The 19,541-nt window shown below is 70.8% G+C and carries 18 protein-coding genes; 5 read left to right on the forward strand and 13 right to left on the reverse strand.

The annotated features are described in order from the left end of the window. Nucleotides 1–4: 4 nt before the first annotated feature. Nucleotides 5–1,483, reverse strand: a complete 1,479-nt coding sequence (locus tag V5E28_RS28760) for a glycoside hydrolase family 3 protein (RefSeq protein WP_336211272.1) — start codon at nucleotides 1,481–1,483, stop codon at nucleotides 5–7. A 26-nt stretch (nucleotides 1,484–1,509) separates the two neighbouring features. Further along, nucleotides 1,510–2,871: an alkaline phosphatase D family protein gene (locus tag V5E28_RS28765; protein WP_336211274.1), complete on the reverse strand. Its 1,362-nt coding sequence runs from the start codon at nucleotides 2,869–2,871 to the stop codon at nucleotides 1,510–1,512. Between the two features lie 125 nt (nucleotides 2,872–2,996). Between V5E28_RS28765 and V5E28_RS28770 the strand changes: the two genes are divergently transcribed. Together V5E28_RS28770 and V5E28_RS28775 are read left to right on the forward strand one after the other, a co-directional pair. Then, on the forward strand, nucleotides 2,997–3,665 hold the full coding sequence (locus tag V5E28_RS28770) for a TetR/AcrR family transcriptional regulator (protein WP_336211277.1): 669 nt from the start codon (nucleotides 2,997–2,999) through the stop codon (nucleotides 3,663–3,665). After that, complete coding sequence (locus V5E28_RS28775) at nucleotides 3,662–4,342, forward strand: DNA alkylation repair protein (protein WP_336211280.1); 681 nt, start codon at nucleotides 3,662–3,664, stop codon at nucleotides 4,340–4,342. Before V5E28_RS28770 ends, V5E28_RS28775 begins: the two co-directional genes overlap by 4 nt. Here V5E28_RS28775 and V5E28_RS28780 read toward each other — a convergent pair. Further along, nucleotides 4,335–5,174 (reverse strand): LysR family transcriptional regulator, encoded by an 840-nt coding sequence (locus tag V5E28_RS28780; protein WP_336211533.1) that lies wholly within the window; start codon nucleotides 5,172–5,174, stop codon nucleotides 4,335–4,337. The genes V5E28_RS28775 and V5E28_RS28780 overlap by 8 nt on opposite strands. Nucleotides 5,175–5,260: 86 nt before the next feature. Here V5E28_RS28780 and metE point away from each other — a divergent pair, with 86 nt between their 5' ends. Next, entirely contained in the window at nucleotides 5,261–7,441 is a 2,181-nt protein-coding gene (gene metE, locus V5E28_RS28785; protein ID WP_336211283.1) for a 5-methyltetrahydropteroyltriglutamate--homocysteine S-methyltransferase, read from the forward strand. Here the strand turns inward: metE and V5E28_RS28790 are convergent. Next, complete coding sequence (locus tag V5E28_RS28790; RefSeq protein WP_336211286.1) at nucleotides 7,423–7,983, reverse strand: GNAT family N-acetyltransferase; 561 nt, start codon at nucleotides 7,981–7,983, stop codon at nucleotides 7,423–7,425. The genes metE and V5E28_RS28790 overlap by 19 nt on opposite strands. 75 nt (nucleotides 7,984–8,058) lie before the next feature. On the opposite strand from V5E28_RS28790, the gene V5E28_RS28795 reads away from it, so the two are divergent. After that, nucleotides 8,059–9,225 (forward strand): ROK family protein, encoded by a 1,167-nt coding sequence (locus V5E28_RS28795; protein ID WP_336211290.1) that lies wholly within the window; start codon nucleotides 8,059–8,061, stop codon nucleotides 9,223–9,225. Between the two features lie 4 nt (nucleotides 9,226–9,229). Here the strand turns inward: V5E28_RS28795 and V5E28_RS28800 are convergent, their stop codons facing one another. The 5 genes from V5E28_RS28800 to V5E28_RS28820 are packed head-to-tail and all read right to left on the reverse strand — an operon-like array spanning nucleotide 9,230 to nucleotide 14,074. After that, nucleotides 9,230–10,147 (reverse strand): carbohydrate ABC transporter permease, encoded by a 918-nt coding sequence (locus tag V5E28_RS28800; protein ID WP_336211293.1) that lies wholly within the window; start codon nucleotides 10,145–10,147, stop codon nucleotides 9,230–9,232. Between the two features lie 3 nt (nucleotides 10,148–10,150). Then, nucleotides 10,151–11,062, reverse strand: coding sequence for a carbohydrate ABC transporter permease (locus tag V5E28_RS28805; protein WP_336211295.1), 912 nt, complete (start codon nucleotides 11,060–11,062; stop codon nucleotides 10,151–10,153). Continuing rightward, on the reverse strand, nucleotides 11,062–12,474 hold the full coding sequence (ngcE, locus tag V5E28_RS28810) for an N-acetylglucosamine/diacetylchitobiose ABC transporter substrate-binding protein (RefSeq protein ID WP_336211297.1): 1,413 nt from the start codon (nucleotides 12,472–12,474) through the stop codon (nucleotides 11,062–11,064). Before ngcE ends, V5E28_RS28805 begins: the two co-directional genes overlap by 1 nt. 19 nt (nucleotides 12,475–12,493) lie before the next feature. Continuing rightward, the gene (locus tag V5E28_RS28815) at nucleotides 12,494–13,228 is read right to left on the reverse strand and encodes an SIS domain-containing protein (protein WP_336211300.1); all 735 of its coding nucleotides are present in this window, start codon (nucleotides 13,226–13,228) and stop codon (nucleotides 12,494–12,496) included. Then, on the reverse strand, nucleotides 13,229–14,074 hold the full coding sequence (locus V5E28_RS28820) for a MurR/RpiR family transcriptional regulator (RefSeq protein ID WP_336211302.1): 846 nt from the start codon (nucleotides 14,072–14,074) through the stop codon (nucleotides 13,229–13,231). Between the two features lie 103 nt (nucleotides 14,075–14,177). Between V5E28_RS28820 and V5E28_RS28825 the strand changes: the two genes are divergently transcribed. Further along, nucleotides 14,178–15,143 carry an N-acetylglucosamine kinase gene (locus V5E28_RS28825; protein WP_336211304.1) on the forward strand — a complete coding sequence of 322 codons (966 nt, stop codon included), beginning with the start codon at nucleotides 14,178–14,180 and terminating at the stop codon, nucleotides 15,141–15,143. Between the two features lie 2 nt (nucleotides 15,144–15,145). Here the strand turns inward: V5E28_RS28825 and V5E28_RS28830 are convergent, their stop codons facing one another. Genes V5E28_RS28830 through V5E28_RS28845 form a run of 4 tightly spaced genes read right to left on the reverse strand, consistent with a single transcriptional unit; the run spans nucleotide 15,146 to nucleotide 19,480 of the window. Beyond that, nucleotides 15,146–15,964 carry a carbohydrate ABC transporter permease gene (locus V5E28_RS28830; protein WP_336211305.1) on the reverse strand — a complete coding sequence of 273 codons (819 nt, stop codon included), beginning with the start codon at nucleotides 15,962–15,964 and terminating at the stop codon, nucleotides 15,146–15,148. Continuing rightward, nucleotides 15,961–16,839, reverse strand: a complete 879-nt coding sequence (locus V5E28_RS28835) for a carbohydrate ABC transporter permease (protein WP_336211306.1) — start codon at nucleotides 16,837–16,839, stop codon at nucleotides 15,961–15,963. Before V5E28_RS28835 ends, V5E28_RS28830 begins: the two co-directional genes overlap by 4 nt. Nucleotides 16,840–16,843: 4 nt before the next feature. Continuing rightward, nucleotides 16,844–18,109, reverse strand: coding sequence for an extracellular solute-binding protein (locus V5E28_RS28840; protein WP_336211307.1), 1,266 nt, complete (start codon nucleotides 18,107–18,109; stop codon nucleotides 16,844–16,846). 12 nt (nucleotides 18,110–18,121) lie between these two features. After that, nucleotides 18,122–19,480 (reverse strand): cellulose binding domain-containing protein, encoded by a 1,359-nt coding sequence (locus V5E28_RS28845; protein WP_336211309.1) that lies wholly within the window; start codon nucleotides 19,478–19,480, stop codon nucleotides 18,122–18,124. Nucleotides 19,481–19,541 lie beyond the last annotated feature (61 nt).

Consider the following 19,541-nt stretch of genomic DNA (forward strand, 5'->3'; position numbering starts at 1 on the left):
GGAGTCAGAGGGTACCGGTGATCACCTCGGCCGCGGCCCGGCCGCAGACCATCGCGGAACCGTACGTGGCGATGTGCACCGCGCCCAGGTCCGAACGCTCGGGCAGGCCCATCTCCACCACGACGGCGTCGGGGCGGGCGCTCAGCAGGTGGCGCAGCGCCTCTCCCTGCCAGGGGTGGCGGTGCACGTCGCGGACGGCGACCACCAGGGGGCGCCCGGCGGCGCGGGCGAGCAGGTCCTCGATCGCGGCGCCGGTGGCCTGGCCCACGGCGAACCTGGTGACGGCGGTGCCGGGCAGGAGCTCGGCGAGCGGCCCAGCCACCCCCCACGGGGTGCCCTTGTCGATGGCCAGGTTCATCTCGGGGGTCAGCTCGACCACGTGCGCGGCCGTGGTGAGCGGCAGCACGGGGGCGCTGGACCGGCGGGTGACGCGGACGGCGCGGCGGGCCGCGGCCAGGCCGATGTGGCCGTTCGCGGCAGGGACGCTGCCCGAGGAGGTGGTCCAGACGGCCAGCTCGCGGACCCGGCGCGCGGCGTCTGCCAGGCGTTCCTCGGGCAGCAGTCCATCGGTCACGGCGGCGGCGATGGCGTCGCGGACCCCGGTCGCGGTCGCCTCGTCGGCCCGCTCGCCGCCGACGCAGATGGCGTCCGCTCCGGCGGCGATGGCGCGGGCGGAGGCGCCGCCGATGCCGTGGGCGCCGGAGACGGCGGCCATCTCGATCCCGTCGGTGACGATCAGGCCTTCGAAGCCGAGCTCCTCGCGGAGCAGGCCGGTGAGCACCTTGGGGCTGAGCGTGGCGGGCAGCTCAGGATCGTAGGTGGGCACCAGCAGGTGGCCGGTCATGACGGCCCTGACGCCCTCCTCGATGGCCGCCCGGAAGGGGCGCAGCGCGTCCTCGATCCCGCCGGGCGCCACCGTGGGCACGCCGTGGTGGGAGTCGACCGAGGTGTCGCCGTGGCCGGGGAAGTGCTTGGCGCAGGCGGCGACGCCGGTGGACTGCAGGCCGCGGACGAACGCCCTGGTGTGGCGGGCGACCAGATCGGGGTCGGCGCCGAAGGCCCGCAGGCCGATGACCGGGTTGTCTGGATTGGAGTTCACGTCGGCCGAGGGCGCGAAGTCGATCGTGATCCCGGCGGCGGCCAGGTCGCCGCCCAGGTCCCTGGCGAGCGCCTCGGTGAGCGCCACGTCGTCCACCACGCCGAGCGCGTATCCACCGGGCCGGGTGCTGCCGGTGGCGACCTCCAGCCTCGTCACCTCGCCGGTCTCCTCGTCGGTGCCGACCAGGGCCGCTGGGTTCTCCGCGCGCAGCGCCGCCGTCAGCCGGGCGACCTGGCCGGGGCCGGCGATGTTGCGGGAGAACAGCACGACGCCGGCCAGCCCGTCGCCGAGCCTGCGCCGCACCCAGTCGGGAGGAGTGTGGCCGACGAACCCCGGCAGGAGCACGGCGTCGGCCAGGCGAAGGAGGTCAACGCTCTTGGGCATGACCCGAAATCTAATAGGAAAGTTTCTTATTTGCTAGAGGCATTCCCGAACGTCAGCCCGTTTCCGTCCATGACGAACTCCGCCGCGGTGCCGACGGGGGCGCCCTTCCTGTCGACGAAGTCCACCGCCCGGAAGGCGATCCGGAACTCCTCAGGACCGGCGACGCCCGACAGGTAGCCGCGGCGGCCGTCGAAGAACCTCAGGTGCGGGTTGGCTCCCAGCACGGCCGCGCTGTCGGTGACCGGCGGCCGGCTGGTGATCCCCGAGGCCACGAACTCGGCGCCGACGGTGGCCGAGCCCGGGTCGAGGAAGTCGGCCTTGAGGTCGCCCGCCCAGGCGTTGTGCACGTCGCCGCTGAGCACGACCAGGCCCGACGCGCCGGCGGCCAGGATGCGCGAGCGCTCGGCCGGCTGTCCGTCCCAGGAGTCGGCGCGCAGGTTGGGCGGTGGGCCGGGGACGAAGCGCCGGGCGAAGAACAGCGGCTGCACGAGGACCTTCCACCTGACCGGGCTGTCGCGCAGCCTGGCCAGCAGCCACGCCTCCTGGGCCGCGCCGAGCATGGTGGTCGCGCCGCGATACTGCCGCGCGTCGAGCACCATGAAGTCGGCGACCGTGCCGTAGCTGCGCCTGCGGTACATCCGCAGCTCGCCGTCGCGCGGGCGGACCCGCAGCGGCTGGTGCTCGTAGTAGGCCTGGTAGGCGGCGGCCCTGCGCCTCAGGAAGGCCGCCGAGCCGTCGCCCCTGCCCGCGTAGTTGTCGAGCACCTCGTGGTCGTCCCAGGTGCTCACCCAGGGCGCGGCGGCGTGCGCGGCCCGCAGGTCGGGGTCGGTCTTGTAGCGGGCGTAGCGGTTGCGGTAGGCGTGCAGCGTGGTGGCCGCGTCCGGTTGCTCGATCCGCCGCACGAACTGCGCCGCCTGGCGGGATTCGTAGATGTAGTCGCCCACGTGGAAGACCACGTCGGGCCGCTCGCCCGCGAGGTGGCGCAGGGCGGTGTAGAAGCCGTGCTCGTAACGCTGGCAACTGGCCACCGCGAAGCGCACCGGGCGGGTGGCGGCCGGGTCGTCGGCGGTCCTGGTGCGCCCCACGGGGCTCTGGTCGGCGCCGGATCTGAACCGGTAGAAGTAGTCGGCGCCCGGCCGCAGCCCGTCGACGCGCACGTGCACGCTGTGCGCCCACTCTGGCAGCGCCTGGGCGGTGCCCTGCCGGACGACGGTGGCGAACCGCTCGTCCTCGGCGAGCTGCCAGGTCACCGTCACCGCCCTGGGCGCCATCCCGCCCGGCCGGGCGGGATCGGGGCTGAGGGGGTTGACGGCTAATCGGGTCCAGAGGATCACACCGTCGGGCAGCGGCTCCCCCGAAGCGACGCCGAGGGTGAACGGATCGGCCATGCTCTCATGGTGACTCAAAGTCGTCCGGCAGTGCGTTACAGCAAGCGCTTGGTCTTACGCGGAACGGCGTATGAGCTGGGCCGGTTAGGTGAACAAGCGATTGTCTCAGGGCCCATAATGGGTACGTGACAACGCGAAAGAACTCCGGCGGCACCGCCACCCCGGCGAAGCGCCAGCGAGCGGCCTCCTCAGGCCCCGCGTCCGAGCGCCGTGACCATCTCGTCAAGCTCGCGGCGGAGCTCTTCGCGCGCAAGGGCTTTCAGGCCACGACCGTCCGGGAGATCGCCCAGGAGGCGGGCATCCTGTCGGGCAGCCTCTATCACCACTTCGACTCCAAGGAGACGATCGTCGACGAGGTGCTCTCCACCTTCCTCGATGATCTCATCGCCCGCTATCGGGCCGCGCTCGACACCGGTGGAGACCCGCGCAGCGTCCTGTCGGAGATGGTGCGCATCGGCTTCGGCACGCTGGAGCCCTATCGTGCCGCGATCACCGTGATGCAGAACGACTGGAACTATCTGCGTCAGTTCGAGCGGTTCAACTATCTGGTCAAGGCGGAGGAGGAGGTGGAGCAGATCTGGGTCACGCAGATCAAGGCCGGGCAGGCCGCCGGGCTGTTCCGCGCCGACGTCGACCCCAAGCTGACCTACCGGATGATCCGCGACACGATCTGGGTGGCGGTGCGCTGGTTCCGCCCCGGCGGCAGGCTCAACACGACCGGGCTCGCCGAGCACTACATCACCGTGCTGTTCGACGGACTGGCCACCGGCGAGCGGACGTCCCAGCGAGCATGAGCCTCGGCGAGGCGGTGCGGCTGGCACTGCGGGAGGCGGCGGAGCCGGACAAGGCCGTCGCGATGCAGGCGTACATGAAGTCCAAGATGCCCTTCCTCGGCGTCCAGGCCGGGCCGAGGCGGGCTGCGCTGAAGCGGGTGTTCGCGAGCAACCGGATCGACAGCGCGCCCGAGTGGCGCCGGGCGGTGCTCGCGCTGTGGCGCGCGGCCGAGTTCCGCGAGGAGCTCTACGCGGCGGTCCAGCTCACCGGCTATCACCTCTACCGCGACTACCAGACCCTCTACACGGTGCCGATGTACGAGGAGATGATCGTCAGCGGCGCCTGGTGGGATCTGGTCGACGAGCTGGCCACGCACCGGGTCGGCGCCCTGCTCGCCGCGTTCCCCGACTCGATGCGGCCGCTGATGTTGCAGTGGGCGCACGACGACGATCTGTGGAAGCGGCGCACCGCGATCCTGTGCCAGAACCGGTTCAAGTCCCGCACCGACACCGCGCTGCTGTACGCCTGTATCGAACCGAGCCTGTCGGACAACGACTTCTTCGCCCGTAAGGCGATCGGCTGGGCGCTGCGCGAGTACGCCAAGACCAGCCCGCGCGAGGTGGTCCGCTACGTGCAGGCCAAGGGGATCTCGGGGCTGAGCCGCCGCGAGGCGCTGAAGAACCTGCCGGTCACCTAGTCCACAGGGCTTCCTGTACGGCCTGCACGAGCGCGAGCAGCTCGGCCGTGACGCGCTCCTTGGACCAGGCCAGGGCGTAGGTGATGCGCAGGTCGGGCGCCTGCAGCGGGACGAACCTGACGTCGTCACGCCGGACGGTTCTGACCAGGAGGTGCGGGATCGGCAGCAGGCCGGCGCCCGCGGCCACCAGGTCGAGCGCGGCGGCGAAGTCGTCGTCGGGCGCCATGCGGCGGTGGCCCGGCAGCCCCGCCCACGGCCTGCTGCCCGGCGTGAGCAGCACCTGACCTGCCAGGTCCGCCGGTTCCAGCGCGGGCCTGCCTTCCAGGGCGTGCCCGGTGGGGACGGCCACGTGGTCGACCGTGACGTGGAAGCGCGCCGCGGTGACGAAGCGGGCGGGGGCCGGGGTGGCGAGGATCGCCGCCGACACCTCTCCGGCTTCCAGCGCCGCCGAGGCGGCCGCCCGTCCCGCCACGCTCAGCTCGACCCCGATCGCCGGGGTGCGGCCGGCCATCCGCCTGGCGATCCTCGCGGCCAGCGCGCCGACAAGTGGTGGATAAGCAAGATGAATGGTCGGGCGGGCCAGCCGGGCCGCTTCGGCAGAGAAGGCCGACGCGGACTCCAGCACCTGCTCGGCGTAGGGCAGCAGGGCCTTGCCCGCGGCCGTGAGCCGGACCTCGCGGGCGGTGCGGTCGAAAAGCCTGACCCCGGCGGCCCGCTCCAGCCTGGTGATGGCCTGGCTCATGGCCGGCTGGGACAGCCCCAGGTCGGCGGCGGCTCCGGAGAAGCTGAGCCTGGCGGCGACCCCGGCGAAGCACTGGATCTCCTTGAGCATAAGCACCACGAATAGATGATGCACCATGGCGGGCCTGCCGTGCAGGATGCGAGCGTTCCGATCAACCGCTGACGCATGGAGCATCGATGTCCGTTTTCCCGCAGTCCACCGTGCTCGGATACCCGAGGATCGGCCCGCGAAGGGAGCTGAAGCGGGCGCTGGAGTCCTACTGGGACGGCCGCTCCAGCCGCGACGAGCTCGACCGGGTGGGCGCCTCGATCCGGGAGGACACCTGGCGCAGGCTGGGCGAGCTGGGGCTGGCGGCGCTGCCGTCCAACACGTTCTCGCTCTACGACCAGGTGCTGGACACGGCCGTGCTGCTCGGCGCGGTGCCGGAGCGCTTTCGGGACGCCGCCGACCCCTACTTCGCCATGGCCCGCGGCACCGACGGGCTGGCTCCGCTGCGGATGACGAAGTGGTTCGACACCAACTACCACTACATCGTGCCGGAGGTCGGGCCGGAGACCGCCTTCAAGCTGGACGCCGCCAAGCCGCTCGCCGAGCTGCGGCAGGCGCGCGAGCTGGGATTCGAGACGCGGCCCGTGGTGATCGGGCCGATCACGTTCCTGCTGCTGTCGGCCGACCCGGCCGCGGCGCTGGACCGGCTCGACGACGTGCTGGCCTGCTACGAGGAGCTGCTCGGCGTGCTGGCCGCCGAGGGCGTGGCGTGGGTGCAGCTCGACGAGCCCGCGCTGGTGGCCGACCGCACCCCGAAGGAGCTGGCCGCGGTGCGCACCGCCTACGAGCGGCTCGCGGCCGTGGCGGCACGGCCCGCCCTGTTCGTCGCCTCCTACTTCGGCCACCTGGGCGAGGCGCTGCCCGTCCTGGCCGCCACCCCCGTGGAGGCGATCGGCGTCGACCTGGTGCGCGGCGGGCTCGACGGGCTGGCGGCGCTGGCGGGCAAGACGGTGGTCGCGGGCGTGGTGTCGGGGCGCGAAGTATGGCGGACGGCTCCGCAGCGGGCGGCGCACGCGCTGCGCGCCGTACGCGAGCATGCCGCGCACGTCGTGGTCAGCACCTCGTGCTCGCTCCTGCACGTGCCGTACGACGTGCGGGCCGAGCCGGACCTGGACCCGGAGCTTAAGGGACTTCTGGCGTTCGCCGAGCAGAAGGTCGCCGAGGTCGTCGAGCTGGCGCGCGCGGGCTTCGACGGCGCGGAGCCGGTCATCCGGCCCCAGCCGCGGCCGGAGGCGCTCGCGACCGAGGAGCGCAGCCCGTACCCGGTGCGGGCGGCGGCGCAGGCCGCGCACCTGCGGCTGCCCGTGCTGCCGATCACCACGATCGGCTCGTTCCCGCAGACCGGCGAGCTGCGGGCGGCCCGCGCGGCGCTGGTGGCGGGCACGCTGGGCGCCGAGGACTACGAGCGGCGGGTCGAGGAGGAGATCGAGCGGGTGGTCCGGGTGCAGGAGCGGCTCGGGCTCGACGTCCTCGTGCACGGCGAGCCGGAGCGCAACGACATGGTGCAGTACTTCGCCGAGCACCTCGACGGCTTCGCCGTCACCCGGAACGGCTGGGTGCAGTCCTACGGCTCACGCTGCACCAGGCCGCCGATCCTGCACGGCGACGTGGCCAGGCCGGAGCCCATCACCGTCCGGTGGGCCCGCCATGCCCAGTCGCTCACCGACAGGCCGGTCAAGGGCATGCTCACCGGCCCGGTCACGATCGTGGCCTGGTCGTTCGTCCGCGACGACCTGCCGCTGCGTGACGTGGTGTTCCAGGTCGCCGGCGCGGTGCGCGAGGAGGTGCGCGACCTGGAGGCGGCGGGGGTGTCGATCATCCAGGTGGACGAGCCCGCGCTGCGCGAGCTGCTGCCGCTGCGGCGCGCCCCTCAGGCCGGCTACCTGGAGTGGGCCGTCGCCGCCTACCGGAGGGCCACCTCGGGCGCCGGTGACCGCACGCAGATCCACACCCATCTGTGCTACTCCGACGCCGACGAGATTTTGGCCGCCATCGACGGCCTGGACGCCGACGTGACGACGATCGAGTCGGCCCGGTCCGGGGCGCGGATCCTGGACGCGGTCGGCTTCTTCGGCCGCGGCCTGGGGCCGGGCGTGTACGACATCCACTCGCCACGGGTGCCCTCCGGCGAGGAGGTCGAGGCCCTGCTGCGCAGGACCCTGGAGGCGCTGCCCGCCGAACGGGTGTGGGTGAACCCGGACTGCGGGCTCAAGACCCGCACCTACGAGCAGGTGGAGGCGGCTCTGGCGAACGTGGTCGCGGCGACCGGCAGGCTGCGTGCCGAGGTCGGTCAGAGGGCCCGGCCGTAGCGCTCGGTGAACTCCTCCGTCGTCATGCCGAACAGGAACTCGTCCTCGTAGCGGCCGGCGGCGAACCGGCCGCGGCGCCGGCGGCCCTCCTCCACGAAGCCGAGCCGCCGGTGCAGCGCCAGCGAGGGGTCGTTGGAGGCGTACACCCACGCCTCCGCCTTCTGGAAGGCCCGCTCGTGGAACATGTAGCGCAGCAGCACCACGATGGCGTCGCCGGCGTAGCCCTTGCGGTGGTGCGAGGTGCCGATCGAGATGCCGTAGGCGAAGGTGCCGTGGTGCCGGTGGACCTGGTGGGTGTTGATCATGCCGACCGGGACGTCGCCGTCCCGGGTGGCGATCACCAGCTTGACCTCGTCCAGGTCCGACTCCTTCGCTGCCAGCTCGGCGGCCCACTGCCTGGCCCGCTCGGCCGAGCGCGGAGGCGCGATCCGCCAGCCGTTCCTGGCCGCGTCGGTGTCCTCCTCGAAGGCGAGGAACACCTCGCCTTCGTCGGGCTCGATCGCGCGCAGCCGGACTCGCTCACCCACCCACATTGAGGTCATGGTGCGCAGGAAATCAGAAAATTCCGGCGCATCGCTACACCATTTATCGATCGCTAGGAAAAGTACAATCCCGCTGTGAAGGACTCCGAGGCGGCGGACGTGCTGAGCCTGCGGCGCCACAACCTCTCCCTCGTCCTGCACCACCTGCGCGATCACGGCCAGAGCTCCAGGATTCAGGTCTCGGCCGAGACCGGGCTCGGCGCGGGCGCGGTCACCAGCCTGGTCGGGGAGCTCATCGGCTACGGGCTGGTGGAGGAGGTGGGGTTACGCGGCACCGGGTCCGCCGGCCGGCCGCGGCGGCTGCTGACGCTCAGCGGCAGCTCGGTGGCCGCTGTGGGGGTCCGGCTCAACCCGCGGACCATCGACGTGCGGGTCACCGACCTGGCGGAGCGCGAGCGCTATCACGAGCGGGCGCCGCACGGGCTGTGCGCGCCGGAGGCCGGCGAGATGGCCAAGGCACTGGCCGAGCACGTCGCACGGGCGGTGGGCGACGGGCACGGGCGGACGGTGTCCGTCGTGGTCGGCGTACCGGGCTGGACGGATCGCGGCATCGTGACGAGCGTGCCGTTCGGATGGCGGCGGGCGCCGCTGCTCGCCGCCCTGCGCGAGCACCTCGCCCCGGGGATCGGACCTGTCGTCCTGGCCAACGACGGCAACCTCGGCACCTGGGCCGAATACCAGCTGCTGCGCCTGACCGGGGTGCGCGACCTGATCTACCTCGCGGGCGGGCCCGGCGTCGGCGGCGGCATCGTGGTGGACCGCCACCTGGTCTACGGGGCCCACGGGGCGGCGGGCGAGCTCGGTCACGTGGTGGTGGAGGCGGGCGGGCTCGCCTGCCCCTGCGGCCGGCGCGGCTGCCTGGAGCGCTACGTGTCGCTGCCCGCGCTGCTGGACCGCGCCGGCCTCGGTGAGCACGAGCAGGGCCTGGACGAGCTCGTAGAGCGGGCCGAGGAGGGGGACCTCACCACCCTGCGGACGCTGGAGGAGGCCGCAGGGTGGATCGGCGCCGTCGTCACGCACGCCCGGATGCTGCTCAACCCGCAGGTGGTCGTGCTCGGCGGCCACTTCGGCAGGCTCGCCCGGTGGCTCGCGCCGGTGATCGCGCGCGATCCGCAGCGGGGCTCGCCACCGTTCGAGGTCCGGGCCGCGGGCCATGTGCGTGACGCCGAGCTGCACGGCGCCACCTGCTTCGCGGCCGCCGCCATCCTGGACGACCCGCTGCTGGTCACCCGGCCGTCCTGAGGCGCTACTTCAACGCTCCCGTGGTCAGGCCGGACTGGATCTGCCGTTGGAAGATCGTGTAGACGACCAGCATCGGCAGGATGGCCAGTGTCAGCGCGGCGAACAGGGCTGCCCAGTCCTGGTCGTACCCGGCGGCCGTGGAGATGTCCGCGATGCCCTGGGTGAGCACCCACTTGTCGCGCTCCTGAATCAGCACCAGCGGGAGCTGATACTGGTTCCACTGGCCCAGCACGTTGAAGATGGTGATGCTCACCAGGCCGGGCCTGGCCATCGGCAGCATGATCTGGAAGAAGACGCGCGTGTGCGACGCGCCGTCGACCATGGCCGCCTCCGCCACCGCCGTGGGCAGCGTGCGGAAGAACGCCGCCAGGAAGAACACAGTGAACGGCATCGAGTAGGCGATGTAGACCAGCACCACCCCCGCGTGCGTGTTCAGCCCGATGAACGGGCCGACCAGCGGCACGTTGCCCATGTTCTGCACCACGAAGAACAGCGGCGTCAGCGCCAGATAGACGGGGAAGGCCAGGCCCGAGACGAACAGCAGGTAGACGGCCCGGTTGCCGCGGAAGGGGTAGCGGGCCAGCACGTAGGCGGCCATCGCCCCGAGCAGCATGGTGCCGAACGTACTGAAGGCCACCACGATGACGCTGTTGAGCATGTACTGCCCGATGTGCGCCTGTTCCCAGGCCCGGACGAAGTTGTCCCAGCGCAGCGTCGCGGGCAGCGACCAGGCGTCGCCGAAGATCTCGTCCTCGCTCTTGACCGAGGCCAGGAACGTCCACAGGATCGGCACCACCGTCAGCACGGTCCACAGCAGCAGGGCCAGGTGGGTCAGCACCGCCATCGGCCCCAGCTGCCGCCGGCGCTCCTGGCGGGCCAGCTTGCGCGAGTTCGCGACCGTCCACGAAATCATCGTCGTCATGTGTCAGTACTCGATTCGTTCGCGGCGGGACAGGCGCAGCGACAGGATCGCGAAGCCGATGGTGAAGAAGAACATCACGACGCCGAGCGCCGAGGCGTAGCCGAAGCGGAAATACTGGAACGCGTTGCGGTAGATCTCGGCGGCCATGACCGTGGTGGAGAAGTCCGGGCCGCCGTGCTGGTCGGTCATCACCCACACGATCGCGAACACGTCCAGCGCCAGGATGCCGAGATAGACCCAGGCCACCTGCACGGTGTCCCACAGCAGGGGCAGGGTGATGCGGAAGAACAGGCTGAGCCGCCCCGCCCCGTCGATCTGCGCCGCCTCGAACATGTCGCGCGGGATGGAGGCCAGACCGGCGGAGAACAGCACCACGTAGAAGCCGACCGCCTGCCACACCATGACGCCGAGCACCGACCAGAAGGCGATGTCCGGATCGGACAGGAAGCCGACCGGCCGGGCTCCCAGCGCCATCAGCGGGCCGTTCAGCATGCCGCTGCCGTCGGGCCTGAAGACCTGCTGGAACAGCACCGCGACGACCGCCACGGCCAGCACCTGCGGGAAGAAGAACACCACCCGGTAGAACTTCGACCCGGCGACGCCCCCCACGCCCCGCCCCGCGCTGCCCACGTTGAGCAGGAAGGCGAAGAACAGGGCGATGACGATGGTCGTCAGCGGCAGCAGCACCAGCAACGCCGCGTTGTGGCTGACCGCCTTCCAGAAGATCCTGTCGGAGAAGAGCCTGACGAAGTTGTCCAGCCCGACGAAGGTCGGGGTGGCGCTCACCCCGCGCCAGTCGGTCATCGCGATGTAGAACGCCTGGATGTACGGCGAGATGACGTAGACCAGATAGAGCGTCACCGGGGCCGCCAGGAACGCGGTGATGAACAGCCCACGGCGATAGGAGTTGAACATCAGCGCTTGTACTTCTTGATGGACGAGTCGCCCTTGATGTCGTCGGCCTTCTTCTGGATCCGCTCCAGATAGGCGTCCGGCTTGAGCCTGCCGCTCATCAGCTCGCCGGTGGCGGCCTTGACCTCGTCGTCGAGCTGGAGGTACCACGACCGCCAGCGGTAGTAGACGAGGTTCGCGCCCGCGTCGGCGAGCGCCTTGGTCGCGGCCGCCGCGCCCGAGGAGAGCTGCCGGCCCTCGCCCGCGCCCTTGACCGTCGAGACCGTCTTCACCAGCTCGCTGAAGTCGCCGGCCGCCTTCTTCGACAGCATGGCCCGTAGGTATTCCATGCCCGCCTGCGGGTTGGCGCTCTTGGACGGGACGATGAAGTTCTCGCTCGGCTGACTGTGCAGCGTGCCGTACGGCAGCTTGTCCGAGCCGGTGAAGTCGGGAATGGGGAACATGCCGTACTCGAAGTCGGCCGGGGTGGTCGTCTTCTGCTCGTTCTCCAGCCATGAACCGCAGGGCAGCATGGCGACCTTGTTCTTGTTCTGGGCCGTCTGCGTCTGCACGTGGTCGAGGCCGGCGGTGCCCTCCATGAGGTACTTGGCGCCGATCTCGGCCCAGGCCGTGGCCGCGGTCTTCATGGCCTCGGTGGTCCAGGCGCCGTCCTCGAGGTTGTCGATGTTGACGAGCACCTCGTTGCCGCCGATCTTGGCGGCCATGGTCAGCAGCGGCTCGTAGAGGTACTGGGGGTGCTTGCCCGCGTACGTGAACGCCGCCATCTTGCCCGACTTCTTGATCGTCTCGCAGAGGGCGAGGAACTCGTCCCAGGTCTTGGGCGTCTCCCAGCCGTTCTCCTTGAACACCTTCTGCGAATACCAGATGCCGTGGATGTAGTTGACGTAGCCGACCACGCTGAAGGTGCCGTCATAGGTGCCGAGGTCGATGACCGCCGGGTCGATGGTGTCCCTGACCTTGGTGTTCGGGTCGTCCCAGGAGGGCGCGTCGAGCAGCGGGCCGAGGTCGGCGAGCTGGCCGTCCTGGGCGAGCGCGCCGAAGTCCATGGCGTTGGCGCCGGAGTTGTCGATCACCTCGGGCGGGTTGCCGCCGGCGAACCGGGGCTGCAGGACCTTGGTGATCTCCTTGGTGGCGTTGTGCTTGATCTCGACCTTCGGATACTTGGCCTTGAACAGCGGCTGGTGGATGTTCTTGGCGTAGTCCTGGCCGAAGCCGCCGTCGAAGATCCACACCTCCAGCGGCTTGCCGTCAGCCACGCCGAAGGGGTTGGCTGCGCTGGTCGCGGCCGGGGACGCGGACGAGGCCGGCGCCTGGGCCTGGGGAGTGGCGCAGGCGGCGAGCGCGCCGGCCACGGGGACGAGAGCGGCGGCGCGAAGAAGCGAGCGCCGGGTGATGTCATGGGGGGTGTTAGGCATATCGATTACTCCTGACTAGTCAAGCTCCACGTCTGATACGTCCTGCGTAGCGGCTCTCCAGAGCCTTGTTGTGCTCCTCGCCGCCGGTCACGTTCACCGACAGGTATACGGGCGGCGTCTCGCCGAGGGCCACCAGCCGATCCACCGCCTCGGTGACCATCATCTGAGCCAGCAGCGCCGAGGTGATCGTGGAGACCGCTCCGTAGCTGCCGCCGCCGGGCAGCTCCAGGAGGGCGTCCCCGTACGGCGAGCCGTTGTCCAGCACGATGTCGGCCAGGTCGAGCAGCTTGCCGCCAGACGGATGCCGCGAGGTCATCTGGATGCTGTGCTTGACCGAGGTGATCGCGATCAGCGAGTGGCCGCGCTCCTTGACGATCGAGGCCAGCTCGACCACGGCGCCGTTCACGCCCGAGCTGGAGACCAGCACGAACACGTCCTGCGGCTCGACCGGCGCCAGCTCGTAGATCCGGTGCGCGACGGCCGGATCGCGCTCCAGCTCGGGGGTGAGCACGCTGGGCGGCTCCCCGCCGTACAACACGAGGTCTCGGGGCGTGAGCCGGTTGCTCGGCACCAGCCCGCCCGCGCGGCCCGCGATCTCCATCGCGATGGCCTCGGAGTGTCCCGATCCGAACGCGTTGACCACGCCGCCGGCCCGCAGCGACGCCACGAGGGCGTCGGCCGCCCGCCGCACCGGCTCCGCCTGCGTCTCGGTGACCTGGCGGGCCAGCTCAAGGGCCATGGATGCGTACGTCATTCAGCCTCTTTCCACACGGTGGCTCTCCACGGCGCTGATCGTGAGCTCGAAGGCCTGGTTGGTGCGCTCATAGGTGCGCTGGGCGACCGCCACGTAGACGGCGTCGAGCACGAACAGCTGCGAGTGGACGGCGGCGAGCCCGCCGAGCCGGAACGTGGTCTCCCTGCTGGCTGTGGTCAGCACCAGGTCGGCGAGCTCGGCCAGCGGGGAGCGGGCGAAGGATGTGACGGCGACCGTCGTCGCGCCGTGGCTGCCGGCCTCGGCCAGCGCCTCCATGACCTCGCGGGTGCTGCCCCGGTGGCTGATGCCGATCGCGACGTCCTCCGCGCCCAGCAGGGCCGCCTCCGACAGCGCCTCGTGCGCGTCGCCCGCGCTCCAGCACGGGATGCCGATGCGGCGCAGCCGGCCCTCCAGCATGGTCGCGACGTTGCCGCTGGTGGAGACGCCGACCAGGAGCACCCTGCGGGCGGCGACGAGGTCGTCGGCGACCCTGGCCACGACGTCGAGGTCGAGCTGGGCGGCGGTGTCCTGGATGAGCCGGGTGTCGGCGGCGGCCATCACCTCGACGGCGACGTCGATCGGGTCGTCGGGGCCGATCTCGTGGCCCACCCCGGCGCCCCATCCGGCCTGGGCGGCCCTGCCGGTCTCGGTGGCCAGCGCCACCCGCAGCTCGGCGTAGCCGGAGAAGCCGAAGGCGCGGCAGAACCGTGTCACGGTCGCGGGCGAACTGCCCGCGCGCTCCGCCAGCGCGATGATGGTCGACCGGGCGGCCTCGGCGGGATCGCCGAGGATCACCTCGCCGACCCGGCGCAACGCCTCCGGCAGACTGGACAGTTCTGTCTCCACACGCCCTAGGGCTCCTGAAGTCACGAATATTCCTTCCGGATATCGCGTCTTCTGGCGAAAATTATTCTTGCTTGTCGGTCACGTCAAGACCCACAATCTGATCGTGACTTATTCGCTCGTGGTCGGAGTCGACGCCGGCGCGACCTCCACCCGTGTCGCGGTGCACACGCTCGACGGCGTCCGAGTCGGCTACGCCAGGGGGGGTGCGGGCAATCCCAGTGCCCACGGGCTGGTCAAGGCGGTCGCCGCCATCGGTGCCACGCTGCGCGAGGCTCTGATCGGCCATGACGGCTCCAGCGTGGTGGCCTCCCTGGCCGGGGTCGCCGGGCACGTGCAGTCGATGGCGCCCGAGCTGGCCAAGCTCTGGGCCGACCTGGGCATCCCGGCCGGTCCGCGGCTCACGGGCGACGTGGTGATCGGCTATGTGGCCGGCTCGCCGTCCCCCGACGGGTCGCTGCTGCTGTCGGGCACGGGCGCGGTGGCGGCCCGGATCGCCGGCTACGAGATGGCCTCTGTCGCCGACGGTCTCGGCTGGCTGCTCGGCGACGAGGGCTCCGGCTTCTGGATCGGCCGCGCCGCCGCCAAGGCCGTGGTGGCGGCCCTCGACCGCGACCGGCTCGCCACGTCCGGCGGCTCCCCTTCCGGTCCGCTCACCGAGCTGGTGCTGGAGCACTTCCTCGGCGCCGAGCGCGGCTTCTCGCCGCGCGACACCGCCGATCGTCTCGTACGCCTCGCGCAGGCCGATCACATGCGCCTGGCCGCGCTGGCGTCGCTGGTGAGCCAGGCGGCGGCGGCGGGCGACCCGAGGGCGCTCGCCATCGCCGGGCAGGCGGCCGGGCATCTGGTCGACACCGTCAGGCGGGTGCACGCCTCCGGTCCCGTCGTGCTCGCCGGCAGCGTGCTCACCAACGAAGGCCCGGTACGGCAGGCCGTGCTGGAGTTGCTGGAGGGCGAGCCGGTGGCGACGGCGCTGGACACGGCGGGGGCGGCGGCCTGGCTGGCCGCCCGGGACCTGCTGCATGAAGGCGACAGGGACGCGCTGCACGCCCGCTTCACCGCCCCCGCCTGATCTCAGCCCTTGACCGCGCCAGCCGTCATGCCGGCACCCACCCGTCGCTGCAGGAACAGGAACAGCAGCAGGGCGGGCAGCGCGAACAGGCTGGCCGCGGCCATGGTCGCGCCCCAGTCGGTGCCGAAGACGTCGCGGAAGGACGACAGCCAGACGGGCAGGGTCCGCTTGTCCTGATCCTTGATGATCAGCACGTTGACGAAGGCGAACTCGTTCCAGGCGGTGATGAAACCGAACAGCGAGGTCGCCATCAGCCCCGGCGCGAGCAGCGGGAACACCACCCTCCTGAACGCCACCAGCCTGCTGCACCCGTCGACCTGCGCCGCCTCCTCCAGCTCCAGCGGGATCGCGGCGAGGAACCCGCGCAGCGTGACGATCGTGAACGGCAGCGTGATCATGAAGTAGACCCCGGTCAGCATCGCCAGCGAGTCGAGCAGCTCGGTGTCCCTGGCGATGATGAACACCGGCACCAGCAGCGCCTCCCACGGCGCCATCTGCGCGGCGAACACCATGACCACGAACGCGCCCCTCCCCCGCCACCGCATCCTGGCCACGGCGAACGCCGCCAGCAGCGCCACGAGCAGCGCGAGCAGCACGGCCACCACGGTGACCAGCAGGCTGTTGCGCCAGAAGGTCCAGAACCCGGGCGCGTTCACGGCCGTGGCGAAGTGTTCCAGGGTGGGGCTGGCGGGCCAGAACGTCGGGGTCTCCGACTGGATGTCCCTGGTCGGCTTGAACGCCGTGAGGAACATCCAGTAGACCGGGAAGCTCATCACCACCAGCACGACCAGCGCCGCGGCGTTCAGCGTGAGCCTTCTCATGAGCGGACCATCCGTCGCAGGTTGCTGATCAGGGCCACGGCGAGGATCACGACGGTGAGCATGGCGACCGCCGAGCCCAGGTCGTACCGGTGCAGCACCCGGGCGATCTTGAACGCGTACACCGGCAGGGTGGTGGTGGCGTCGCCGGGGCCGCCCTGACTCAGCACCCAGATCTGCGGGAAGCACTTGGCCACCCAGATCACCTCCAGCGAGACGATCAGGGCGAAGAGCTGCCTGAGCATCGGCAGCGTGACCTTCCAGAAGACCTGCCAGCCGGTGCCGCCGTCGATCCTGGCCGACTCGTACAGCTCCGCCGGGATCGTGGTCAGCCCCGCGTAGAGGGTGAGCGCCGCGAACGGCACCGACTGCCAGACGACGAGGATGACCAGGACGGCGAAGGTCGCCGTGCCGTCGGCGAACCAGGCGTAGCCGGTGAAGGAGTCGAAGCCGAGCGTCCCCAGCAGCCAGTTGACGACGCCCAGCTCGGACTGGAACAGCCACTGGAAGATCGTCGTGGCCGCGATCACGGGGGTGGCCCAGGCCAGGGCCAGCGCGCTCATCACAGCCAGGCGCATGCCGCGCCGCAGCCGCACCAGCATGAGGGCGACGCCGGTGGACAGGACCACGATGAGCACCACGTTCACCGCGGTCCACACGAGCGTGCGCAGCAGGACCTGCCAGAACTCCTGCCCTGCCAGCAGCTCCTGGTAGTTGTCCAGGCCGATGAAGGCGGCCCCGCCCCTGATGAGCTCGCCCATGCGGAAGTGCTGGAGCGAGATCACGGCCGCCTTGAGCAGCGGGTAGAGCAGGAGGAAGGCCCCACCCGCCACCGTGGGCGCGATGAGCAGGTAGGGCCAGAGCGAACGGTCGCGCACGGGCTCAGGACCCGCTGTTGAGTGTCGTGGCGATGGATTCGGAGACCTTCTTGGCCTCCGTGGCCGGGTCCGCGCCGGTGAGCACGGCGGTCATGTACTGCTTGATGACCGAGGTGGCCTCGACGGCGGCCCAGTTGGGGGTGTTCGGAGTGGCCCTGCCCACCGCCGCGGCGGCGGCCATGGCGGCGGTGCCCTCGTCTCCGGACAGCACCGAGGCGAGCGAGGTGCGGTTGGGCACGAAGCTCATGGCCTTGGCGAGCTCGGTCTGGAACTGCTCGCCGGCCAGGGCCTTGACCACCTCGTAGGCCTCGTCCTGGTGCTTGGAGGCGACCGGGACGATCAGGTCGGAGCCGCCGGTGAAGACGGCGCCGGGCTTGTCGGCGGTCTTGCCGGGGATGGGGAAGAAGCCCATCTTGTCCTTGAGCTTCGGCTCGACCTCCAGGACGCGGGCGGCAACGCCGGGGACGGCGATGATCTGCGCCACCTTGCCCTGGGCGAACACCTCGTGCTGGGGCGGGTTGGCCTCGTCGGCGTCCTTGGGACCCTTGCCGAGGGCCTGCAGGCGCTGGTAGAAGTCCATCCCGGCCAGCGCCTGGGGGGTGTCGAGGGCGCCGCGCCACGCGCCGCCCTCCTGGACGGCGAGGTCGCCGCCCTCGTCCCAGACGAACCCCGCCAGGGCGTACCAGGTCTGCCCGGTCAGATAGATGCCCTGGTTACCACCTTTATTGAGCTTTGTCGTGATATTTAGCCATTCGTCCCTCGTCTTGGGCGGGGCCTCGATGCCCGCCTCGGCGAACAGATCCTTGTTGTAGACGACGACCCGGTTGGCGGCATACCAGGGCACGCCGTACTGCTTGCCGTCGATGTTGCCGGGCTGCGCCAGGCCGGGCAGCCAGTCCTCGCCCTTGAGGTCGGCGACCTTCGCGGTGAAGTCCTGGACGCCGCCGCTGGCCGCGTACTGGGCGACCTGCGTGTTGCCCACCTCGATCACGTCGGGAGGGTCGGTGCTGGCGAGCGCGGCCGTCACCCGCTCGCCGATGCCGTCCCAGGCCTGGATCTGGAGGTCGAGGTCGACGCCCTGGTGCGCGGCCTCGTAGCGGGTCTCGAACGTCTTCAGCAGGTCCTGCGTGACACTGCCGTCCATGATCCAGACGGCCAGCTTGGCGGGGCCGCTGCTCGCCGGCGTGCCCGCCGAGGTCTCGGGGGTCGAGCCGCACGCCGCCGCGGCCAGTGCCAGTGCCGCCACCGCGGCGGTGAGTCGGTGCGTCATGATGCCTTCTCGCTACGGGTTGGGAACGGTGTCACGGAAGGCGGTGCCCTCCGCGCGGAGGGCGTTGATCCGGCTCTGCACGCCGGCAGGCGAGACGACCTCGTTCTTGGCGTGGTAGACCCAGTCGACCTGCTGCCTGTAGGTGCGGGTGCCGGTGGCCGCCTGAAGGTCGATGAACCACTGGTTGAACATGAGCCACATCGGCGTCTCGGGGTAGTGGATGCCGCCGTGGTCGGCGAACAGGCGCCCGTCGACGTAGTACTTGATACGGCCGCCCGAGACCTGGATGACCAGGTCGTGCCAGCCGGCGAAGCTGGTCCGCTCCTCGGTGTGGACGTTCACCGCCTGCCACGGCTCGCCCTGGTAGGTCTCCCAGCTGGTGGCGTAGAGGATGTTGCCGGGCTCGCCCCAGCCGCCGTTGGGCAGATACTCGAAGTCGAGCTCGCCGTAGTCGGGGTCCAGGTTGAAGCGGAGCGGCGTGATGGTGAAGAACGTCTGCACCACGTGCTCGCCGTCAGGGCCGCTGGTGGGGGCGTCGGTGAAGCGCACTCGGGCCGCGTACGTGCCCTCGAAGAACTTGCGGTTCGCGGTGGACAGCTCGGTGTGCACGGTGCCCGAGGCGGTGCCGTTCGTCGAGGAGTCGAGCGTGAGCAGGCCGCCCGGGAACGTGATCGCCGACGGCGACCAGGTCGCGCCGGGCACGCCGGGGCCGCCGGAGCTGCCGCGCACGGTCCAGCCACGCTGCGCCAGCCTCGGGTCCGAGGAGTTCGTGTACGTGAAATCGTCGAACAGCACGCCGCCGGGGCCGGGCGGCGGATCCGTCGGGTCGGGCGACGGTCCGGGATCGCTGCCCGAGGGGGTGCCCCAGGCAAGCTCGCCGCCCACGTAGACGGCGATCTTGCTCCAGTCGGCGTAGGACGTCTGGGCGCCGTAGGAGTGGTCGTCGCTCTGGGTGAAGCTCTGCCAGTCGGCCCGGTAGAAGCGCAGCTGCAGGTCGCGGGTGGTGGCGCCGGCGGCGAGGGAGCCGGAGGTGAAGCCGATCTCCAGATACTGGGCTCCGGCTGCCTGGGGGACGAAGTGGCCCGTCACCGTCGAGCAGGACACCACCGCCCAGGAGCAGGCGAAGCGGTAGGACTCAGAGCCGGTGAGGTAATAGCGGATCTTGACCTGGTTGAGCGGGATCGTGGTGGTGCCGTCGTTGAAGAGCTGGAGCCACGGCTCGGCCTGGGCGGTGGTGTTGCCCGGGGCGCTGGTGCGGTACTGCAGGCGGATGGCCTGCTCGGCGCTGGCGGGGTTGGCGATGGCCAGGGAGGCGATCAGGGCGAGGGGGATGGCTAAGGACAGCAATACTTTTCGGAAATTTCGCGACATGGGTGGGGTTCTCCTTGTTTCAGCGGCCCCCGAATGTGCGGCATGCCAAACAGAGCTGTCG

Origin of the sequence: Nonomuraea sp. LPB2021202275-12-8, from assembly GCF_037044575.1 — a bacterium.
In the GTDB taxonomy this organism is placed as follows: Bacteria; Actinomycetota; Actinomycetes; order Streptosporangiales; family Streptosporangiaceae; genus Nonomuraea.